We start from the raw sequence: 22,437 nt of genomic DNA, 5'->3' as shown, positions 1-22,437 counted from the left end.
GGAAATCATAAATATCAAATACTTAAGAATAAATTATGAAGTATTTAAAAATTAATATAGAAGACAATGCAGATGTTGAAGTACTGAAAAATGCAGTACTTCAGTTGAAAGGTGTAGCATCAGCAGAAATAGTGGATGACGAAAATCCTGAAAGTGAACTCAAAAAAGCCTTTGCAAAAACAAAAGAACAGCTTAAAAAAGGTGACTATGAAACTTTAGTCAATGACATTTTCGACATCATCATAAAAAAATAATTCTAAAAAATAATAAAGCAGACCGATGAGAAAGGCCATTTTATCAATTGCTATACTTGGAATTTTATTTTCCACAAATGTATCAGCACAAACCGAAACTTCAGGAAGAGAAAAAATATACAGAGCTACTCACACGAAAGTAACGGAGCTTAAGCACACAAAACTGAAAGTGAATTTTGATTATCAGAAAGAACAGATGAATGGGGAAGAATGGCTTACCGCTTCACCTTACTTCTATGCCACCAATGAGCTTATCCTTGATGCAAAAGGAATGCTGATTCATGAAGTGGCTCTTGATAACAACGGCAAAAAGTCTCCTTTAAAATACGAATACAAAGACGACATTCTAAAAATTACTCTCGATAAAACCTATCAGAAAAATCAGGAGTATACAGTGTATATCAAATATACATCCCGCCCGAATGAAGTGAAGCAACAGGGAAGCATGGCAATCAATGATGCAAAAGGGCTGTATTTCATCAATGCTCAGGGAACAGATCCGGATATGCCAACCCAAATCTGGACACAGGGAGAAACGGAATCTTCTTCTGCATGGTTTCCTACTATTGATAAACCCAACCAAAAGACAACCCAGGAAATCTATATGACAGTTCCTGATAAATATGTAACATTATCCAATGGTATTATGAAAGATTCTCAAAAAGAATCCAACGGACTCAGAACAGATCATTGGGTGATGGATAAAAGACATTCTACCTATCTTTTCTTTATGGGAGTGGGAGAATATGCCGTTGTAAAAGACAAATGGAAAAACATTCCGGTTGATTATTATATTGAAAAGGAATACGAGCCTTATGCTAAACAGATCTACGGAAATACACCGGAAATGATCGACTTTTTCTCTAAAAAACTGAATTATGACTATCCCTGGGCGAAATATGCTCAGATTTCCGGAAGAGATTATGTAAGTGGTGCAATGGAAAATACCACAGCCACTCTTCATGGAAGTGATATTCTTCAGAAGCCGGGACAGCTCATCGATGAGAATACGTGGGAAGATACTATTGCTCATGAACTCTTTCACCATTGGTTTGGAGATCTGGTAACTGCAGAAAGCTGGAGTAATCTTACCGTTAATGAATCTTTCGCCAATTATTCCGAATACCTTTGGAATGAATACAAGTACGGAAAAGATCAGGCCGATTATCACCTCATGACAGACGTAAATCAGTATATCCATAATCCTTCAGATTTTAATAAAAATCTTGTAAGATTCAACTACGAATCCAGGGAAGATGTTTTTGACCTCGTAACATATCAGAAAGGTGGCGGGATTTTAAACATGCTGAGAAATTATCTTGGAGATGATGCCTTCTTTGCAGGAATGAATGATTATCTGAAAACCAACGAATATCAGAACGCAGAAGCACACCAGTTAAGACTTTCTTTTGAAAAAGTATCGGGTAAAGACTTAAACTGGTTCTTTAACCAATGGTATTTCGGAAGCGGAAATCCTAAAATTAATTACTCATCCACCTTTGAGCCGGTAAAAAAACAGGTGGCTGTAACCATTAATCAAACTCAGGAAAAACCCTTTGAATTTCCTCTGGCCATTGATATCTATGACAACGGAAAACCTAAAAGATACAATGTCTGGGTAAATGCAGAAGCAAAAAATACATTCAGTTTTGATGTTTCTAAAGCACCGGATCTTGTTAATATCAATGCAGACGGAGTCTTACTGGCTGATATTACCGATACTAAAACTCCGGAACAGAATCTGATGCAGTTTACCAACTCTAAGGAGTTCAAAAGCAGATATCTGGCTTTAAACGGAATTAAAGATCAGACCGGGAAAAGCCCTGCAGCTGTAAAATTATTGGCAGCAGCATTGAAAGATCCTTTCTTCAGGGTAAGAATAAAGGCTTTGAATGTAATAGACCTTACTAATCCTGAACAAATGAAGGCGATGGGTGCCGAAGTTGAAAAACTGGCTTCCAATGATCCTAAAACATTGGTGCAGGCGGCAGCTATTACGGCTTTAGGAAAGACAAAAGATAAAAAATATCTTCCGTTATTTGAAAAAGGAGTGAATGCAGTTTCGAATGCAGTGAAAGGAAGTTCAATGAGTGCCCTTCTTTCTATTGATCCGTCAAGAGCAAACAGCCTGGCTGATAAAATTGATATGAAAGGAGCTTCTGATGCGTTGCAGGCACAATTGCTCCCGATTATTGTTAAGAACAAGATTACTTCGCAGATCGAAAATATTGCACCTCTTGCTACTTTTTATCCCTTCATTAAATTCCAGAATCCGGAATTGGGAAAAGCCGCAGAAGATGGTTTCAACTGGATCATGACTTCCGACAACCTGAAAGCAACAGAAAGCATAACAAAAATAGCAGGATATGCCAAAAACCAAATGGCAGACAATCCGCAGGCTAAAATGATGATGGTTCAGATGCTGAAAGATGGTTTGAGTAAAAAAATGGAACTGCTCAAACAGAATCCACAAAACGCAGCAAGTATCAATAAGCAGATTGATGTCATTAATAAAGCAATTGAAAACTATAAATAAACAGATAAAGCCGGCAGATTTGCTGGCTTTCTTTGTATGATGAAGATGTATATAAACTGCAGGATTATATTTTTAAATACATTGATTTTTAATGATATTGCAAAAATTAGCATTTTTTACCACTGTTTTTTGTGTTATCTTTCATAAATTCGTTTAAAATTTAGACAATTATGAGTTTTGGAATTGAAGCAGCGGGGTATTATGTACCTGGTTTATATTTGGAGATTAAGGATTTAGCAGATAAAAGAGGAATAGAACCAGCGAAATTGGAAAAAGGCTTAGGTCTTCATAAAATGGGACTTTCTGACGTTCACGAAGATGCTGCCACTTTTGCAGCAGAAGCATTACTGAAGCTTATAAAAGACTATCAAATCAATCCTGAAGAAATAGCAAGAGTATACCTTGGGACAGAAAGCGCAGTGGATGCTGCAAAACCTACAGCTTCCTATGCTGTACAGATGGTAGAAAAAGTATTGGAAGAAGAATTTGGAACAAGATGTTTCAGAAACTGTGACGTACTTGATATGACTTTTGCCTGTGTAGGGGGAGTAGATGCTTTACATAACGCTCTGGACTTTGTAAGAGTAAATCCTGATAAAAAAGCAGTAGTAATTGCCAGTGATTATGCAAAATATGAATTGGCATCATCAGGAGAATATACACAAGGAGGCGGTGCTGTGGCTTTTTTGATTTCCTCAAAACCGGATCTTCTTGAAATAGAAAATAATTGGGGAGTAGCCTCAGAAAGTGTCTTTGATTTTTTTAAACCGAGAAGATCATATAAAAAAGAAGACTTGAATGGAGCTCCGGAAACATTTCCTGAAAAGATTGAAATTTTTACAGACGAACCAGTTTTTGACGGACAATATTCTAACCAGTGCTATCAGGATAGAATAAAAGAAGCTTATTATCATTATAAAGAAATAACCGGGCAGGAAAAACCGTATGAAAACTGGCAGTATATTATTTTCCACCTTCCTTATGCGTTCCATGGGAAAAGGGTTTTTACGGAAATCTACAGCCTTGAGAACGGCCTTTCCTATGAAACAGCAGATGAACAAAAAGCAGTGGCTAAATCAGAAAACTATCTGAAATTAATTAATGATAAGATAGAAAAGACCCAGAGAGCCTCTTCAGAAATAGGAAATATGTACACAGCTTCCATATTTATGGCGCTTCTTTCAGCATTACAGACATCTTTTAACGAAAATGAAGAACTCTCCGGAAAAGAAATTGGTTTCGTAGGGTATGGAAGTGGTTCAAAATCAAAAGTATTTGCTGGAACAGTTGCCGGGAACTGGAAAAAAGTAGTAGAGAAATGGAATTTGTTTGAAAGTTTGAACCAAAGAACTGCTGTAAACTTTGAAACCTATGAAAAACTTCACAGAAAACAGTTGAAAGATTCTGTAAATAAAAATTACAAAGGCTTTGGACTTGTCTCTATTGAAACAGAAAATCCGGTTTTAATAGGAGCCAGATATTATGGGTTTCAGAAATAAGTGTATTCAATAAAATTATATAAAAGCATCTCATCATACTTTGGGATGCTTTACTTTTTTTTATCAATGAAACCCCTGTAAATTTTAATTGTTATGATGAATAACAGATCATGGAAAAGGAATTCTCAGCTTGTAGAATACTGTTTTTTATATAAAATTTAAGAAAATAAGCTGTTTTTTGCTCCATTTTCTTCAAATTGGTAAATTATTTTAGTGTAAATTTTACTTAATAAATGATGTTTAAAGTTTATTTTTTTAATCATTTTTTTAAAATCAATGTAAATTGATTTAAATTTTAAAATTTATTAAAATTCTGTTAATATATAAATTGACTTATTTTTTGTTAATTTTTTAAATATATTCAGAATGATTCTTTATCGTTTTTTTAAGATGAATGTGAATCTCTCCGTTCTTGAAGCGTGTTTTCAGCATTCAACGAATTGATGTTATAGATATTTATCGACATATTTGTCGCTTGAATATATTAAAATCTGTTAATATGAATGTGAAGTTACATGTATTAAGTGCAGGAGCTTTGTTTTTTTTAGGACAAGCTGCTTTTGCACAAAAATCTAAGAATGATTCTGTTCTGAAGGAGAATAAGATCGATGAGGTAATCGTTACTGGATACCAGAAGAAAAAAGCAGATGAAATTACCCAGGCTCAGGCTGTTGTTGGGGGTGACGAAATCAGAAGAAACTCTCCTACTACATCTATTGGTAACTCTTTACAGGGTAGAGCTTCAGGGGTATTTGTACAAAGTACTACCGGGCAGCCAGGTGCTGCTGCTACCATTCAGGTAAGAGGTATTGCCGGTGTTGGTGGTTCTTCAGAGCCTACTTATGTAGTAAACGGTATGTATATGACTGCAAGACAGTTCAGTGCAATCAACCCTGCAGACGTAGAGTCTATTTCAATTCTTAAGGATGCTGCTGCGACAGCACAGTATGGTGCGAGAGGAGCAAATGGAGTAGTAGTAGTAACTACTAAAGCCGGAAAAGCTGGGAAAACTCACTATTCATTTGAAACTAAGTTTGGTTTCAGTGAAAAGCTGAGAGACAAAAATTACACCATGATGAATTCCAGGGAGTTGATGGATTTCCAGAATCAATTAGGGTACCTTGGATTTAAACCAAGAACTCAACAAGAAATGGATGCACTTGCTGCCTATGATCACAACTGGCAAAAAGATCTGTTAAAGCCTTCAAGCATTCAATCTTACTTATTCAGCGCACAGGGAGGATCCAGAGAAAGTACTTTCTATTACTCTTTAGGATATGATTCTGATAACGGGATTATCAGAGATATCGACGGACTTAAGAGATATACAGGTAACTTTGGATTTACCAATAAACTGAGTGAAAAACTAAACGTAGGGATTAACCTAGGTGTTCAGTATCAGGAAACTCAGAATTTCAGAGACAGAAACAATACGCAGAACCCATTTGGAGCCATGTATAAATATGCTCCCTATGAGCCGGTTTATAACGCGGATGGAAGTTATAATCAGACAATGAGAGCTGGTTCTAACGTTGTTGAGCAGATCCGTAACTATAGATTAGATGATCAGAGACTGAGAATTCCGGTTACTTTATTCGCAGAATATAAAATTATCGATGGTCTGAAGTTTAAAACAAACTTTAACGGACTTTTTGATTGGTACATGGGAACTCAGTGGTTGAAAAAAGGTTCAAATCTGGATATCACAGTGAACAAAGTTCCTACAGGTTCATTGAACAAAAATTCATTCTATACATTTAACTACACTTGGAATAACTCCATTAACTATAAAAAATCATATGGAGGCCACAACTTTGATTTCTTAGGATTTATCGAATATAACGATAACTACAACGAAACAATGAATGGTGGGGCTTACGGATTGAAATCTCCTGTAATTAATGTTCCATCTATTACAACACCTTCTGACAGAAATACATTTACCGGAGTTAAGGTAAGAAATACTTTATTCAGTTTAGCAGGTTTACTAAACTATGATTATGAAGGAAGATATTTGGTAACAGGATCATTGAGAAGAGATGCTTCATCAAGATTTGGTGCCAATAACCAAAGTGGTATTTTCTGGTCTGCAAGTGCAGCTTGGAATATTGCGAAGGAAGACTTCATGAAAGGTGGGTTTATTAATGATTTAAAGCTTAGAGGATCTTACGGTACAACAGGTAACGATGGTACTTTGCCTGATTACTATAATGTCAATAATATCAGCTACGGTTTATATGGTACTAACGGTACTTCATATCCTAGTACGCTTTCACAAGGTAATTTTATTATTGGGAACAGCAATCTTAAATGGGAGTCTAATGCGATTACCAACTTAGGGGTTGATTTCACAATGTGGAACAGAAGAGTTCGTGGATCCGTAGAAGTATATCAGAACAAGAGAAAAGATTTCGTACAGCTTGTGCCTTTGGATAAACAGGAAGGTGGATACTACCAGTATATCAATGCAGGAGATATGTCTCAAAAAGGTCTTGAAGTTGAATTGAGTGTAGATGTAATCAAGCAGAAAGATTTCCAATGGAATCTACATGCTAATATTTCTTTCCAGAAGTCTGTTCTTGACAAGTTAGCAGATGGTCAGTCGGAAAGAAATTTAGGAGATACTTATCTTAAAGTGGGAGAAACTCCATATGTATTCTATAATGTTAGATTTGCCGGAGTAGATCCAAGCAATGGAAAAGCATTATATTATGATAAAGCAGGAAATATTACTGATGTTTACAGTGCTTCCAATGCAGTTCCTCTTACCGATAAATCTCCATTCCCAAAAAGTTTTGGTGGATTCGGAACTACAGTTCAATATAAAGGACTTGATTTCAGTGCTGATTTCGCATTTAAGCTAGGTGGATATACTTATAACAACATGTATGCTGCTGCTGTGGATCCAACGTTGGCTGTTGCAGGTAGAAATATGGCTCAGGCGGCTGCTCAGGTTTGGCAAAACCTTGGAGATACAGGAGTATTCCAGAAAGTTGACTCAAACGGTATGCGTGATTCTGATCAGTGGATTGAAAAATCAGATTACTTAAGATTAAGATCACTTACATTAGGATATACATTTGATAAAGCATTCCTTGGAGAAGGATCACCAATTAATAAGCTTAGAGCATATGTACAGGGACAAAACTTATTTACAGTGACTAAATTCCACGGAGAACCTGAGGTTTCAGTAGGATCCGGTGAATCTACAGCATTGTTTGTTCCAGGAGCATATAACCTTTATACTTACCCTGCTGTAAGAACAATCTTGGTAGGACTGCAATTAGAATTTTAATATTGAATAGCTTTATGAAAAAGAATATAATAAAAATAAGTTTAGCTGCGTTAACCATGTTTGTTACGTTAACGTCTTGCGACAGAAATCTAGATCAAATTTCATCAATCAATGAAGATCAGGAGCAGGCAATGACCAGACCTGAAACCTTCAGACAGGCTATGGATGGAGCCTATACAGCTCTTAAAGGAGCTGGGTATTATACTGGTGATACAGGGAATCAACTTATCATGGGAGATCTTACTACAGATAACCTTGTTCGTGTAACTACAGGAAGAAATACCAATTTTGCGGCATCAAACTTCGAGTTTTCATCAGATAATTCACAAACAACAGGATTGTATAGTGCTGCCTATCTTGTAATCAGCCGAGCTAACTTTGTTTTGAAATATATCAACAATGGTGTATTATCCGGAACACAGAAAACGAATTTGGAAGCTGAAGCAAGAGCATTAAGAGCAATAGCTCATTTTGATATTGTAAGAGCGTATTCTAAGATCCCGACTCAATCTGCAGATGCAAAATCCAGTGTGGGGATTTATTACGCTGAAAAATATGAGCCTCTTAACAATACAGGATCTAGAAATTTAACTGTTGAGCAGGTTTATGATAAGATTATAGCTGATTTATTATTTGGTGCTGATAATATTACACAAAATGATGCAGATAAAGGAAGACTGAGCAAAGCTGCCATCTATGGATTGTTATCAAGAGTATACCTATACAAAGGAGACTATGCTAAAACTATAGAATATGGAGAGCTTGCATTAGGAATGTCGCCAGGCATCACTGAAAAGAAAAATTTTACTTCTCTGTGGAAAGAAGAAAATAATGCTAAGAATGTGGACGGAATTTTATTCCAGGTGTTAAATGCGGCATCAGAACAAAATACAGTAGGTGTTGCATATAATCAATCAGTCCCTGCCTTAAGATCAGAGTTTGTTGTAGATTATGATCTGTATACCTCATATACAGATAATGATGTGAGAAAACCTGTTTATTTCACTACCAGTGTATATAGCAAACAAAACTATAATCATGTAACAAAATATTCAGGAAACGGAGGGCCTGCTAATATTGTTTCAATTAAATATTTAAGAGGAGCTGAAGTATTACTAAACGTTGCTGAAGCATATTACAGAACAGGTAATGGAGCACAGGCTTTAGTTCTTTTAAATAAATTAAGAGCTGAAAGATATACTGTATTTACTCCTGGTACAGAAACAGGACAGGCTCTTTTAGATGCGATCCTGAAACAAAGAAGATTAGAGCTTGCATTTGAAAATGACAGATGGTATACATTGAAGAGATTAAACCTTCCTGTTCAGAGATCAGGTAAAGGAGATCTTTTTGACGGTACAGGTACCCCTGCTGTTGCGCAGACTCTTGCAGCCGGAAGCTTCAAATGGCAGTGGCCAATTCCTATTACTGCTATTCAGGCAAACCCGAATATCCAGCAGAATGACAAATATTAAGATTTAATTTTAATATATTTTTTAAGAAGAGTCCCGGAAATGGGACTCTTTTTTGTTGTAAAGCTATCGTAGAAGCATCCTGTCCTGATAACTTTTCGGAGTCACTCCTTCCAGCTGCTTAAATACCCTTGTGAAATAATTGGTATCAGAAAAACCTGTCTGAAAAGCAGTTTCCTTAATGCTGGTCTGGCTGGCAAGCAATTCTTTTGCCCGGTTAATTCGCTCCTGCAAAATAAAATCATTAGGGGAAGTTCCCAGCTCATCTTTGAACATTTTAAAGAAATTAGACTTGCTTACATAAGCCAGTTTGGCGATACTGTCAATAGACAATTTCTGGTGCAGATTTCTTTTAATATAATCTACCACAAAACCTATTCTGGATTTATTCTTAACAATATTTTTTTCTACCATGCCTCTTGCCTGGGTCTGCATCAGCCTGATCAGAAGCTCTTTCAAAGCAAAATCGGCCATGATATCCTTTTGTGAGTTATCATCCATGGCAATTCTCATGATATTGTTGGTAGCCGAAGCCAGCGCTTTATTATTAAACAGAAAATACTCATCCAGCTGAATGTTCCATTGCGAAGTTTCATCCACTTTAGGAAGATGATAATTGAGATAATTGAGAGAATCTTCAATAAAATCAGGATTAAGGCTCAACGAAATACATTGCGTAGGCGTTTCATCTGCTTCCGGAAAATCAATGACCATTGTTTCTCCCGGTGCTACCAGAATACTTTCCCCCGGATAGTAATCAAAATAACTGGTCTTCTTATCCAGTTTCATATGTTTTTTACCTCTCAGCATCGCTGTAAATGCAATGTTCTCGAAATGAAGCTTTACATCAAAAGCTGCTTTATGAGTCTCATAAATGCTGAATTCACAATTGTTTAGATTGAATTTCGTCTGGTTTTCAACAAGACTCAATAGTTGGTTTTCCTTACGTAATTCAGGAGTATTTAATAAAATCTTACTATTGTTATTCATTTCTAAATTTTTTTGAATCGGAGGTAACTCAAATATAGAAAATTTGAGAGTATGTTGCTGTTAATAAAATACTAAAATTGAACCCCCTGCACTATTTTCCACTTTTTTAATACGATTGTGCTATACTCTTTTGGGCTTCTCAGTGTAATTTGGCGTTATCGAAAAAATAAAAACAATACTAATATGAGCACTATTACAGAACCAAGATCAACCACACTTTTACAGCGTCCGGAATTTAAAAACAGATACGATAACTATATTGATGGAAAATTCACTCCGCCTGTTAAGGGACAATATTTTGATGTCGTTTCCCCGGTTGATGGAAAAAAATTTACTCAGGTAGCACACTCGTCCAAAGAAGATTTGGAGTTAGCGGTAGACGCAGCTGAAAAAGCATTTCAGACATGGAAGAATACTTCCCCCACAGAAAGAAGCATTATCCTGAATAAGATTGCAGACAAAATAGAACAGAATTTAGAATACCTTGCTACAGTAGAAACAATAGATAACGGAAAAGCAGTGAGAGAAACGCTGGCAGCAGATATGCCTTTAGCCATTGATCATTTCAGATACTTCGCCTCAGTGATCCGTGCTGATGAAGGATCGCATAACGAATTAGATAAAGATACTGTTTCCTTAATCGTTCACGAACCTCTTGGAGTCATTGCACAGATCATTCCATGGAACTTCCCGATCCTGATGGCAGTATGGAAACTGGCTCCCGCGTTGGCAGCAGGAAACTGCGTCGTTTTGAAACCGGCAGAAAGCACTCCTGTTTCCATTATGGTTTTAATGGAATTGATTGGTGACCTTTTACCGGCAGGAGTTATTAATATTGTCAACGGATTCGGGGCAGAGCTGGGAAGAGCTTTGGTAACCAATCCGAAAGTAGCAAAAGCAGCATTTACCGGTTCTACCGCTACAGGAAGACTGGTTATGCAGTATGCCACAGAAAATATTATTCCGGTAACATTGGAACTGGGAGGAAAATCCCCGAACGTTTTCTTCAATTCTGTAATGGACGCAGATGATGAATTCTTAGACAAAGCAATTGAAGGTGCGGTTCTTTTTGCCCTGAATCAGGGAGAGATATGTACATGTCCTTCAAGGCTCCTTGTTCAGGAAGATATTGCAGATGCCTTTATCGAAAGAGTCATCGAAAGAGTAAAAGCCATCAAAGTAGGAAATCCACTGGATAAAACCGTGATGATGGGAGCGCAGGCTTCACAGATTCAGAAAGATAAAATCCTCTCTTACATTCAGTTGGGAATAGAAGAAGGAGCAGAAGTGCTTGTAGGAGGAGCTGTAAACGACCTAGGTGAAGATCTTGAAGGCGGATACTACATTCAGCCTACGATCTTCAAAGGAAACAACAGAATGAGAATTTTTCAGGAAGAGATTTTCGGTCCGGTGCTGGCGTTTACCACTTTCAAAGACGAAAAAGAAGCCGTGAAAATTGCCAATGATACCATCTATGGACTTGGAGCAGGAGTCTGGACGAGAGATGCCCACCAGCTGTACAATATCCCACGTCAGATTGAAGCAGGAAGAGTATGGGTGAACCAATATCACTCGTATCCGGCCGGAGCACCTTTTGGAGGGTACAAACAATCAGGAATCGGAAGAGAAAACCATAAAATGATGCTCGATCATTACCGCCAAACCAAAAACATGCTGATTTCTTATAACAAGAATAAGCTAGGTTTCTTTTAATATTATTCAGGACGTGCCCGATTGCCTTGGCTTTATCCAGGGCAATACGGTCGGGCTATCCAGGGCTGCACTTCGTTTCGGTGCTTCATTACATTGCGCACCGGCTCGTTCCTCGCCGCCCTTCCTATCCCTCACGCAAAGAACTTATCTGTTCAGAGATGAAACTAATCAATCAAAATAACTCAATTCCAAAAATAAAATATGATTCCAAAAACAATGAAAGCGGCAGTAGTTCAGGGCTATGGTCAACCTTTGAAAATAGAAGAAGTACCTGTAAGAGAACCCGGAAGATATGAAGTGCTTGTCAAGGTTATCGCCTGCGGAGTTTGCCACACAGATTTACATGCGGTAGATGGTGACTGGCCTGCAAAGCCCAAAATGCCTCTTATTCCGGGACATGAAGGAGTAGGTATTGTAGTAGCCTGCGGACCGGAAGCTTTTGTAAAAGAAGGAGATGCAGTAGGAGTTCCATGGCTGTACAGTGCATGTGGATGCTGCGATTATTGTATCACAGGATGGGAAACCCTTTGTGAAGCACAGAAAAACGGAGGATACAGTGTAGATGGAGGATTTGCAGAATACGTTATTGCAGATTCAAGATATGTGGGGCATTTGAAATCTGATGTCAATTTTCTGGAGATTGCCCCAATTTTATGTGCCGGAGTAACTGTTTACAAAGGATTGAAAGAAACAGAAACAAAACCCGGAGAATGGGTGGCCATTTCAGGAATCGGAGGACTGGGACATGTAGCCGTTCAGTATGCTAAAGCAATGGGAATGCATGTAGCCGCTATTGATGTAGCCGACGATAAGCTTGAGCTGGCGAAAAAATTAGGAGCAGACCTTGTAGTCAATGCAAAAAACACAGATCCCGGAGAATATTTACATAAAGAAGTCGGCGGAATGCATGGTGCATTGATTACAGCAGTTTCACCAATTGCTTTCAAGCAGGGAATAGATGTGTTGAGAAGAAAAGGAACAATTGCTCTCAATGGACTCCCTCCCGGATCTTTCGAACTTCCTATTTTTGAAACGGTTTTAAAAAGAATCACAGTAAGAGGTTCCATTGTAGGAACAAGAAAAGATTTGCAGGAAGCATTGGATTTTGCCAATGAAGGATTGGTAAAAGCTACAGTTACTGCGGCAAAGCTGGAAGACATCAATGATGTTTTTGATAAAATGAAAAAAGGACAAATTGACGGCAGAATCGTTTTGGATATTGCCGGCTCAAATTAATTTGATGATGTGTTGCTGATCCCGGTTAGAATGTATTTTACCGGGATCTTTTATCAACATAAGGTGTGTTGTAAGCTAAAATAAAAATAATGGAAACAAAAATATCAAGACTTTCCGCAACAGAACAAGCCCTTGAAGTAATTAACAGGTTGGAAGAACAATATGGCCCTCTGATGTTTTATCAGGCAGGAGGATGCTGTGAAGGAACTCAGCCGCAATGCTTTGAAAAAGGAGGCTTCTTTCCCAGAATGAACGATGCCATGATCGGTACTATTAATGGACATGAGTTCTGGATAGACCGCGACCTTTTTGAATACTGGAAATATTCCCATTTTACACTCGACGTTACGGATGGTTTCGGACCGGGAGGTTTCTCGCTGGAAACTCCTTTGGGAAAGACATTTAAGGTTCACTACAGACTTTTCACTCCGGAAGAATATGAAAATCTGGAACCGATAAAGCGCAGTGAATAGTGGGGTGTAACAAAAAACAATTCAGACTTTTACAAACCGGTTGACAAACATCGCTGCAACGATATCTCCTACAGCATTCAGAACGGTAGCGAGAGGATCTACCAAAGTCCCGATGATCATCACCGCAGGAATCGCTTCCTGAGGGAGTTTATAAACAGAGATCATCAGCATCTCTCCGATATACCCACCATTAGGAATACCACCAGCCACAATGCTGACAAATACAGTAATTCCCAATGCCAAAAGCAGGTTGGCAGGATCAAAGAAGTCCTTTCCAATGATTAAGAATGCTACATAAATCTTGATGATTGAAGACATGGAAGATCCGTTTTTATGCAGCGTGGTCCCGATAGGAATCACCAGATTGGCAATAGAATTCGGAATCCCGATTTTGGAAGCAGCTTGTAAATTAGCAGGCATTGTTGCAAAACTGCTGCATGTACTTATGGCTGTTAAAGTTGGGTAAATGGCATTCGTCCAGAAACTTTTGACTCCTTTTTGCCCATTCGCCATGAACGCATAGATAGAAAAAAACACCAGGAAATAAATAACACCCGCAATATAATATAACCCTAAAGGTTTAGCATAAAATCCAAAAAGCTGAGGTCCTAAAGTGGAGACCTGATAAGCAAAGTAAGCGCCTAAACCTATAGGAGCAAGTTTCATCACCAATAGAAGAAGTTCTTTCATCACTTCATATCCCGAAGCAATAAAAACCCTGAAAGGCTGCCCTTTTTCTCCTGTTTTTCGGGCTGCAAATCCTGTCAGAAAAGCAAATGCCAGAAGAGCCAGCATATTTCTTCTTGAGAAAAGCTCCGTGAATTCTCCCACGGTAAAGAAACTTACAATCCGGTTACCCCATGTGTCTTCATTAGCTGCTTCTGCAATTATCTCAGAACTTCCTGAGACCCCGGAAACAGGGAAAAGATATACTGCACAGATGGTAAAAATGGCAGCAGTAAGAATAAAGAATAAAAAAGTAAAGGCCATTACAAGAATAATTCTTCCGAATTTAGACTGTTGCTCCAAAGAAGCAATAGAATTGGAAACAGCAAAAAATACCAATGGTACTACACTCACAAAAAGAAGATTAAGGAAAATATCTCCCAAAGGTTTAATGTATTCCACAAAACCGGGAGCAACAATTCCTATGATGCTTCCAATAGTGATTCCCAAAAGTAAAAATATGATTCCGGAGTAGTTTTTCAATACATCTTTCATGTATGGCTTTTTATCAAAGATAGGTTTATTTTTAACATTCTGTTATACAATTTTCAGACCTAAAATTCATAAATTTGAGTAAACTACATTTCTATGGCTTATATAGATTACTATAAAATTTTAGGCGTAGATAAAAACGCAACACAGGATGATATCAAAAAAGCCTACCGGAAACAGGCCCGAAAACATCATCCCGATCTCAATCCCGGAGACAAAGAAGCAGAAAAGAAATTCAAAGAACTGAATGAAGCTAATGAAGTGCTGAGTAATCCGGAAAACAGGTCAAAATATGACAAGTACGGCGAACACTGGAAACACGGCGAAGAATACGAAAAAGCCCAGCAACAGCAGCAAAGACAGTATCAACAGCAGAGTTACAACGGAGGATATTCCGGAGCAGACTTTGGTGAAGGGGAAGATTTTTCAGATTTCTTCCAGAACATGTTTGGCGGAGCAGGCGGCGGATTTGGTAAAAGTTCGAGAGGAAGGGCTTCCGGTAAATTCAAAGGACAGGATATAACCGCCGAATTGAATCTCAATTTAAGAGATGCTGCAACCACTCATCCGCAAACTTTTGAAATCAATGGTAAAAAAGTAAGAATCACTATTCCTGCAGGGGTGTATGACGGGCAGCAGATCAAGTTAAAAGGGCATGGAAATCCCGGTATAAATGGCGGTCCAAACGGAGATTTGTACATCACCTTCAATATTCCGGCAGATCCGGATTTTGAAAGAATCGGTGATGATCTGAAAACCAAAGTCACTATTGATCTGTATACAGCGGTTCTGGGCGGAGAAGTAAAAGTACATACTCTCAATGGAAGTGTGAACCTTAAAGTGAAACCGGAAACCCAAACCGGAATGACGGTGAGACTCAAAGGAAAAGGTTTTCCTGTCTATAAAAAAGAAGGAGAACACGGCGATCTTTTTGTAACCTATGAAGTAAAACTGCCAACCAACCTTACCGAGAAGCAGAAAGAACTTTTTGAACAACTAAAAAATTCCTAAGCTATGAGTGAAAGAATATCACGGGAAGAACTCGTAAAAATCTATAATATAGAAATCACTTTTTTTGATGAGCTTGTAGATTATGGTTTGCTGAATATTCAGATTGAAAACAATATTCACTATCTGATGTATGAAGACTTGCCCAATCTGGAAAAATTTGCCAACTGGCATTATGATCTTGAAATAAATCTGCCTGGTCTTGAAGTGATTCATAATATGCTGAAAAAACTGGATGCTCTGAACCGAAGAAACAGAGAACTGATGAATAAACTTTCTGCCATAAGTGATCAATATGAAGATATTTAGTTTAGTTTTGTAGCTTTTTAAAGCCAACTCTATAATTATGAATGAAGAAAAGGTGATTACACTAAAACCAGACAGAAAAATTTTTGAAGATATTTATTTTAGCGGTAATCAGGGAAGTCTGCTTTTTTCACCCACTACAAAAGGTAAAACTATTGCCACCATTGCAGCAGCGGTAATTGTTTTCGTTGTTTTTCTTTTCAAAGATCTTTTAAGTAAAGAAAGTGTGGGAATTTTATACTTTTTAAGCTTTATATTTTTGCTTTGTGCTGTTTTTTTGTCTGTAAGCGTTAATAAAGTGTCAAGATGGAAAAAGCAGGTGAATCATTATCTGAGTACGCTTGAAAGATGTAAACTATACGAAATAAGATTTGATAATAACTTTTTCACAGTGAATATTGATGGTGAAAAAGAAACCAGCGAATGGAAAGATTTTGAATATACTGAAAGCAATAACGAGTTTATTTCTCTTGAAGGAAAATACAGCTATATGTTTCCCAGAAAGGCGATGAGTGAAAAAGAGTACAGTTTTCTCAAGAATACACTAAAAGATAAAGTGAAAATCGATCAATAAAAACAAAAAACGGAGCAAAATAATTTTGCTCCGTTTTTTTATTATTTACAAATTAGCTTATTTGCTTTCTTCCAGCCAGCCCATTTCCTTCATCCACTCGTCATTGTAGATTTTCCCTACATATCTTGAACCATGGTCGTGAAGTAACACAACAATGACATCATCTTTAGTGAACTGATCTTTCATTTGGATCAATGATGCAATAGCGCTTCCTGCAGAATATCCGCAGAAAATACCTTCTTCTTTAGCCAGTTTTCTGGCATAGACAGCTCCATCTTTATCCGTTACTTTTTCAAAGTGATCAATCACAGACATATCATAGTTTTCAGGAATGATATCTTCCCCGATTCCTTCTGTAATGTATGTATATGCGTGGTCGTAATGTAGTTCCCCTGTTTCGTGGAATTCCTTCAGAATAGAACCATAAGTATCCACTCCGATTACTTTGATGTCTGAATTTTTTTCTTTGAAAAATGTTCCACATCCCGTAATTGTACCTCCTGTTCCGGCTCCTGCCACAAAATGAGTCAGCTTTCCTTCAGTCTGTTCCCAGATTTCCGGAGCGGTAGACTCATAATGAGCTGCTCTGTTGGATAAATTGTCGTATTGGTTCACATACCATCCGTTTTCTGTTTCTTTTGCCAGTCTTTTGGAAACTGAATAATAAGAACGCGGATCGGTAGGTTTTACGTCAGTAGGACAAACAATTACTTCAGCCCCTACAGCACGAAGAATATCACATTTTTCTTTAGACTGTTTTGAATTGGTTACAAAGATACATTTGTACCCTTTGATGATGGCCGCCAGTGCCAGTCCCATTCCTGTATTTCCGGAAGTTCCTTCGATAATCGTTCCTCCAGGTTTTAATCTGCCGTCTTTTTCAGCATCTTCTATCATCTTAAGAGCCATTCTGTCCTTTACTGAGTTTCCGGGATTGAAGGTCTCTACTTTTGCTAATACTAATGCCGGAAAATCTTCACCTAATACTTTGTTAAGCTTTACCAGCGGTGTGTTACCTATCGTTTCAAGGATATTTTTTGCGTATTTCATAAATGTTCTATAAGCGGCGCAAAGATAAGGCTTTTAAAATTATCTGCACTGTGGATAACGTGTGGATAAGTTGTGAATAACACTTAAACTAATTGAATTACAGTTAATAACTTTCAATTATCAATTATCAATTATCAATTATCCTGTTAGTTGTACTTAATCGCTTTCACCGGAGAAATCTTACTGATCAGGTAGCTCGGAATAATCAGAGCCAGTCCTGAGATAATAAGAATTCCTACTGAGATAGAAATAATGGCAATTGGATTAAGATCTACCGGAACTGTACTTACATAGTAATTTTCAGGATTAAGTTTAATGATTCCAAAGAATTTCTGGATTAAAATCAATCCCAATCCTATGGCATTTCCATACAAAAGTCCCGGAATCATAATAATCAGGGTATAATTGATGAAAGTTGCCCTTATCTGTGAATTGCTTGCTCCCAATGTTTTCAGAAGACCAATAGAATTGGTTCTTTCGATAATAAGGATCAGAAGAACCATAATGATATTGATGACTACTACAATCAGCATGATGATGATGATCAGTGCTATATTGGTGTCAAAAATGCTGATCCAGTCTGTAATCTGCGGGAATTTTTCTGTTGCTTTTTCTGCATAATTTTTGTAACCGATCAGTTTTTCAATATCAGGAAAATCTTTATCAATGTCGTTTACATTTTTAAGGAAGATATCAATTCCGCCAATTTCATCAGGCTTCATATCCTGAATTTTTCTGGCATGGTTAATACTGCCAATAACAAACTGTTCGTCAATCAGCTTAATGTCTGTTCTATAGATACCAATAATCCTGAATTTACGGTAAATTGGTTTTTGATCTGCTTTTAAAAATACAGTAACAATGCTGTCATTCAGTTTAAGATGGAGGTCTTTGGCAACTTTCTGAGAAATGGCAACGTCATTGTTGAAGCCATTTTCTGTTACTTTTGGGGTTGTTCCGGCAATAAGAAATTTTTTAAATCTTAAACTGTCAAAATCTTTTCCTATTCCTTTAAATATAATTCCGGCAAAATTATGCTCATTACGCATAATTCCGGTAACCGTAACATATTTTTGAGTGCTTTCCACATCGGGAAGCTCTTTTATTTTGGAAATATTCAGTCCCTGATTATCCAGTACAGAAGTATTGTATGAAGAATTCGAACGGGTGGATCTTACGGTAATATGTCCGCTGAAATCAGCCAGTCTCTCTTTGATCGCTTTTTTGGAACCAAAACCGGTGGCTACGGTAATTAAGGAAACAATTATTCCTAACGCTACGGAAAGTCTGCCAATGAAGATGATAACCCTTGAAAGGTTATTTTTGTTATCTTTGGAAAATGCTATTTTTCTGGAGAAATATAAAGGAAACTTCAAGCTTATGAATTTAGATTTCAAAATTAAAAATTTACTTCTGATTTGCCTAATTTTTTTAGGAGTATTCAATCAATATTATTCTCAGACTCAAGTTCAACCGGATTTTAAAACGGGTGCCGACCAGCCTGAAATCTACCTGCCACTGTTAAAAAATAAAACGATAGGAGTGGTGACCAATCAGACAGGTTTAATGAGTGATAAAACCCACCTGGTTGATTTTCTGGTAAAAAACGGGATTAAAATCAAGTCTATTTTTGCTCCGGAACATGGTTTCAGAGGAGATGCTGATGCAGGTGCAAAGGTAAAAAACGGAGTAGATGTGAAAACAGGAATTCCTATTGTTTCTCTATATGGTAATAATAAAAAGCCAAAACCGGAACAACTATCCGGAATTGACATTGTTGTTTTTGATATTCAGGATGTCGGCGTGAGGTTCTACACTTATATTTCAACTTTGTCTTACCTGATGGAAGCAGGTGCTGAAAATAATGTGGAGATCATGGTTTTGGATCGTCCCAATCCCCATGACGGATATACTGACGGACCTGTATTGAGAAAAAAATGGACCAGTTTTGTTGGACTACACGAAGTTCCTGTAGTCTATGGGCTGACAATAGGAGAGTACGGAAAGATGGTTAATGGTGAAAAATGGCTGAAAAATGGAGTTCAGGCTCAATATACGCTTGTTCCGATGAAAAATTATCATAAAAAGCAGCGTTATCCTATGCTTGATAAACCTTCACCTAATTTACCCAATGATAAAGCCATCAATTTATATCCAAGCCTTTGTTTTTTTGAAGGCACTCAGGTTTCTGTAGGAAGAGGAACAGATTTTCCTTTTCAGATTTATGGGTCTCCATGGACGGAAAATTTGCCTTATCAGTTTACTCCAAAACCGAGTTATGGGGCTAAAGATCCCTTTCTGAACGGCAAGCTGTGTTATGGTGAAAACCTTTCCAGTTATCCTAAAGATCTACGAGAATTGAATCTTGAGTGGGTCATCAAAGCGTATCAGAATTATAAAAATTCTGAACTAGACTTTTTCCTAAAGCCTGCTTCCGGGAAAAATTTTTGGTTTGATACTTTATCCGGAACTGATGAATTGAGAAAACAGATCATCGCAGGAAAATCAATTCAGGAAATTAAAGTTTCATGGAAAAAAGATCTGGAAAGTTTCGAAAAGATCAGAACCCGATATGTGATATATGAAAATTAATTAATCAAAATTCTGGGGCGGATTTTTATCATTTCTGCCCTTATTTAATATAAAAAGTCCCACAGTAAGCCCGACAACTCCGGCAAAGGCAGTCATTAATGCTCTTTGTAATTTATCAGGAAGATCATTCCCGATATAATTCATTAAAAAAAGAATCACAAAAGTGATCACTGAAATGATAATATGATTTTTTCCGAATAGCTTCATTGTATTATTTTAATTTATAGGAAATCATGACACCTCCTCTGTACGGAATAATTTCACCACTTTTATTAAATTTCTCAGCAGAATCATAGCGTCTTCCCGTAGACTTGTCATACCCTTTATAAAATCCTTGCGAGGTTCCTACAGTGGCATACAGATCAAGATTCCATCGTTCAGACAATTGGAACTGATATCCTGCTGTAACACCCAACATTACAGAGAATCCTTTTTGGTAAAGATTGGAATTAACAAGAATTTCGCCGTTCCAGTTTTCACTTGTATCGTCATTCCAATAGTTCCATTTTGAGGCATTGTAAGCTGCAAAAGCTACGTTTGCACCTATATACCAATGTTTGAAAGCTTCAGTAAAGTAGTATCTTCCTTCTGCAGATACTGAGTAAAACTGTAGTTTATGTCCTGCGAAAGACTTCCATGGTGAAATAAAAACATCTCCCTGAAGGGTATATTTTGGACTGATCTGTTTTTCTATTCCCAGATTTAAAATACCTATCGGAGCAAATAAAGCATTCCCTTTTATGTATAAACCGTTCTCCTGTCCTCCTTGTTCCTGTTCCTGAGCACTCAACGTACCCAACGACAGGAAAGCTAAAATGCCTGCTGCTAATAATTTATATTTCATCTATATGTAATGTTTATTTTATTTGCTTTAATAATTCATCTGCCAGTTGAGAATCCTTATTGCTCTGAACAGCCATGTTTTTAGACATTTCAGCATAGTTTTTTGCCATTTCTTTGTTTCCTGTAAGGTGATAGAGTCTGGCAAGAATATAAGTGTTTTCTGAAGTTTCACTTCTCATAACAGATTTTTCTGCCCACTCGGTAGCTTTCTTTAAGGAAGATGGGGTTTTCACATGATCGGCGAAGATCCAGGCTGCTCTCAGGAGCTCATTCGGATCAAAGGCATCAGAATTTTTATAATATTCTAAAGCTGCTTTTTCGTATTCAGGAAAATTACTGTTCTGTTCATAATAGCTGAGCTTCGTCTGATTCAGTTTTTTAACAGCAGCTTCTTTTCCTACCAATGGTTCGGCAGCTTTCATGAAATAGTCATCGTTGATTTTTTTATTTTTATCATCAATAGACTGTTCTACTATTTTTCCTAACTTCAACTGGGCATCAAATTCATTGTAAGTTTCTTCAGGAAGATATTTAATAATCTCTGCTTTTCTGGACGCAAAGACATTGTAGTTGGTATCTTCCGATGATTTTACGAAGTAAAGAAGAAATCCAATTTCATCTTTTGTCAGTTCTTCGGTTTTCTTTTTGTTCTGGAAGTATCTTTCTGAAGCTTTTTTTGCAAATTCATAATCTGAGTTGGCATTAAGTTTCATGATGTTGATCAGAAATTCCGGATCTTTTTCACCACCGGCAAAACGATCTTTCAGCGATCCTTTTTTATTTCCGGGTGAGTTGATGTCCTGGGCCATAGCCACAAACAGGCTTTCTTCCATGTACCCTGTATTTCTGGAAACAAGCTCTCCTTCTCCATTCAGGAAAAGATAAGTAGGATAGGAGCGTACACCGAATTTCGAAGCGATGTCTCTGCCTTCTCCTTTTTCCATGTCAAATCTTGCATTAATGAAGTTGGTGTTGTAATAATCACTCACAGATTTCTGAGTGAAAACATTTTTCTCCATCATTTTACATGGGCCACACCAGGAAGCATAGGCATCAATAAAAACCAATTTCTTTTCTTTCTTGGCTTTTGCAATAATATCTTTGTATGGAAGCTCCTGAAACTGGATGGCTTCCTGAGCAGAGGTCGCGATAGCACAAAAAATAGATATCCCGGAGATGATCTTCTTCATTTTCAAATAAGATTTGTAGGCGAAGATAATTAATTTTCAAAATATAGCATGCTGAATCTGTGGTCTGAATGACGATATTAACGAACTTTAAGACTTCAGCTTATCTGGGTTTTTGTTTTTTAGTTTAAAAATATAAAAGTACTCAGACGCTTTTATTATTGATTTATTTCCCATATAAAGCATCTGGT

Annotated in this window: 19 protein-coding genes; 12 read left to right on the top strand and 7 right to left on the bottom strand. The window is 37.3% G+C overall.

Annotated elements, in window-relative coordinates:
• Positions 1 to 35 precede the first annotated feature (35 nt).
• From BW946_RS10325 to BW946_RS10305, 5 genes are all read left to right on the top strand, one after another.
• On the top strand, positions 36 to 254 hold the full coding sequence (locus tag BW946_RS10325) for a hypothetical protein (protein WP_076596107.1): 219 nt from the start codon (positions 36 to 38) through the stop codon (positions 252 to 254).
• Positions 255 to 279: 25 nt separating this feature from the next.
• Entirely contained in the window at positions 280 to 2,790 is a 2,511-nt protein-coding gene (locus BW946_RS10320; RefSeq protein ID WP_076596106.1) for a M1 family metallopeptidase, read from the top strand.
• A gap of 170 nt (positions 2,791 to 2,960) precedes the next feature.
• Positions 2,961 to 4,289: a hydroxymethylglutaryl-CoA synthase family protein gene (locus BW946_RS10315; protein ID WP_076596105.1), complete on the top strand. Its 1,329-nt coding sequence runs from the start codon at positions 2,961 to 2,963 to the stop codon at positions 4,287 to 4,289.
• 499 nt (positions 4,290 to 4,788) lie between these two features.
• Positions 4,789 to 7,584, top strand: coding sequence for a SusC/RagA family TonB-linked outer membrane protein (locus BW946_RS10310; RefSeq protein WP_076596104.1), 2,796 nt, complete (start codon positions 4,789 to 4,791; stop codon positions 7,582 to 7,584).
• A 14-nt stretch (positions 7,585 to 7,598) separates the two neighbouring features.
• Positions 7,599 to 9,059, top strand: coding sequence for a RagB/SusD family nutrient uptake outer membrane protein (locus BW946_RS10305; protein WP_076596103.1), 1,461 nt, complete (start codon positions 7,599 to 7,601; stop codon positions 9,057 to 9,059).
• A gap of 63 nt (positions 9,060 to 9,122) precedes the next feature.
• Here the strand turns inward: BW946_RS10305 and BW946_RS10300 are convergent, their stop codons facing one another.
• Positions 9,123 to 10,046, bottom strand: coding sequence for an AraC family transcriptional regulator (locus BW946_RS10300; RefSeq protein ID WP_076596102.1), 924 nt, complete (start codon positions 10,044 to 10,046; stop codon positions 9,123 to 9,125).
• 183 nt (positions 10,047 to 10,229) lie between these two features.
• Between BW946_RS10300 and BW946_RS10295 the strand changes: the two genes are divergently transcribed.
• The 3 genes from BW946_RS10295 to BW946_RS10285 all read left to right on the top strand — a co-directional run bounded on the left by BW946_RS10295 (position 10,230) and on the right by BW946_RS10285 (position 13,468).
• Entirely contained in the window at positions 10,230 to 11,759 is a 1,530-nt protein-coding gene (locus BW946_RS10295) for an aldehyde dehydrogenase family protein (RefSeq protein ID WP_076596101.1), read from the top strand.
• A gap of 201 nt (positions 11,760 to 11,960) precedes the next feature.
• On the top strand, positions 11,961 to 12,995 hold the full coding sequence (gene adhP / locus BW946_RS10290) for an alcohol dehydrogenase AdhP (protein ID WP_076596100.1): 1,035 nt from the start codon (positions 11,961 to 11,963) through the stop codon (positions 12,993 to 12,995).
• 89 nt (positions 12,996 to 13,084) lie between these two features.
• A complete protein-coding gene (locus tag BW946_RS10285) occupies positions 13,085 to 13,468 on the top strand; it encodes a DUF779 domain-containing protein (protein ID WP_076596099.1) in 384 nt (127 codons plus the stop codon).
• 21 nt (positions 13,469 to 13,489) lie between these two features.
• On the opposite strand, the gene BW946_RS10280 is transcribed toward BW946_RS10285, so the two are convergent.
• Entirely contained in the window at positions 13,490 to 14,689 is a 1,200-nt protein-coding gene (locus BW946_RS10280; RefSeq protein WP_076596098.1) for a dicarboxylate/amino acid:cation symporter, read from the bottom strand.
• A 93-nt stretch (positions 14,690 to 14,782) separates the two neighbouring features.
• Between BW946_RS10280 and BW946_RS10275 the strand changes: the two genes are divergently transcribed.
• Genes BW946_RS10275 through BW946_RS10265 form a run of 3 tightly spaced genes read left to right on the top strand, consistent with a single transcriptional unit; the run spans position 14,783 to position 16,574 of the window.
• Entirely contained in the window at positions 14,783 to 15,697 is a 915-nt protein-coding gene (locus BW946_RS10275) for a DnaJ C-terminal domain-containing protein (protein WP_076596097.1), read from the top strand.
• A gap of 3 nt (positions 15,698 to 15,700) precedes the next feature.
• Entirely contained in the window at positions 15,701 to 16,003 is a 303-nt protein-coding gene (locus BW946_RS10270; RefSeq protein ID WP_076596096.1) for a chaperone modulator CbpM, read from the top strand.
• A gap of 37 nt (positions 16,004 to 16,040) precedes the next feature.
• Complete coding sequence (locus BW946_RS10265) at positions 16,041 to 16,574, top strand: hypothetical protein (protein WP_076596095.1); 534 nt, start codon at positions 16,041 to 16,043, stop codon at positions 16,572 to 16,574.
• A gap of 57 nt (positions 16,575 to 16,631) precedes the next feature.
• Here BW946_RS10265 and BW946_RS10260 read toward each other — a convergent pair whose 3' ends face one another.
• A complete protein-coding gene (locus BW946_RS10260; protein WP_076596094.1) occupies positions 16,632 to 17,624 on the bottom strand; it encodes a PLP-dependent cysteine synthase family protein in 993 nt (330 codons plus the stop codon).
• 146 nt (positions 17,625 to 17,770) lie between these two features.
• Positions 17,771 to 19,000: an ABC transporter permease gene (locus tag BW946_RS10255; protein ID WP_076596093.1), complete on the bottom strand. Its 1,230-nt coding sequence runs from the start codon at positions 18,998 to 19,000 to the stop codon at positions 17,771 to 17,773.
• Between the two features lie 4 nt (positions 19,001 to 19,004).
• On the opposite strand from BW946_RS10255, the gene BW946_RS10250 reads away from it, so the two are divergent.
• Positions 19,005 to 20,216: an exo-beta-N-acetylmuramidase NamZ family protein gene (locus BW946_RS10250; protein ID WP_076596160.1), complete on the top strand. Its 1,212-nt coding sequence runs from the start codon at positions 19,005 to 19,007 to the stop codon at positions 20,214 to 20,216.
• Here BW946_RS10250 and BW946_RS10245 read toward each other — a convergent pair whose 3' ends face one another.
• From BW946_RS10245 to BW946_RS10235, 3 genes are read right to left on the bottom strand one after another with little or no spacing between them, the layout of a single operon-like run.
• Complete coding sequence (locus tag BW946_RS10245; RefSeq protein WP_076596092.1) at positions 20,217 to 20,423, bottom strand: hypothetical protein; 207 nt, start codon at positions 20,421 to 20,423, stop codon at positions 20,217 to 20,219.
• A 4-nt stretch (positions 20,424 to 20,427) separates the two neighbouring features.
• Complete coding sequence (locus BW946_RS10240) at positions 20,428 to 21,060, bottom strand: DUF3575 domain-containing protein (RefSeq protein ID WP_076596091.1); 633 nt, start codon at positions 21,058 to 21,060, stop codon at positions 20,428 to 20,430.
• Positions 21,061 to 21,073: 13 nt separating this feature from the next.
• Positions 21,074 to 22,249, bottom strand: coding sequence for a thioredoxin family protein (locus tag BW946_RS10235; protein WP_076596090.1), 1,176 nt, complete (start codon positions 22,247 to 22,249; stop codon positions 21,074 to 21,076).
• Positions 22,250 to 22,437: the final 188 nt, after the last annotated feature.

The sequence above is a fragment of the Chryseobacterium sp. RU33C genome, from assembly GCF_900156015.1.
Taxonomy (GTDB): domain Bacteria; phylum Bacteroidota; class Bacteroidia; order Flavobacteriales; family Weeksellaceae; genus Chryseobacterium; species Chryseobacterium candidae.
The sequence above is the reverse complement of the archived record's forward strand: the minus strand, read 5'-3'. Positions and strand labels throughout refer to the sequence as shown.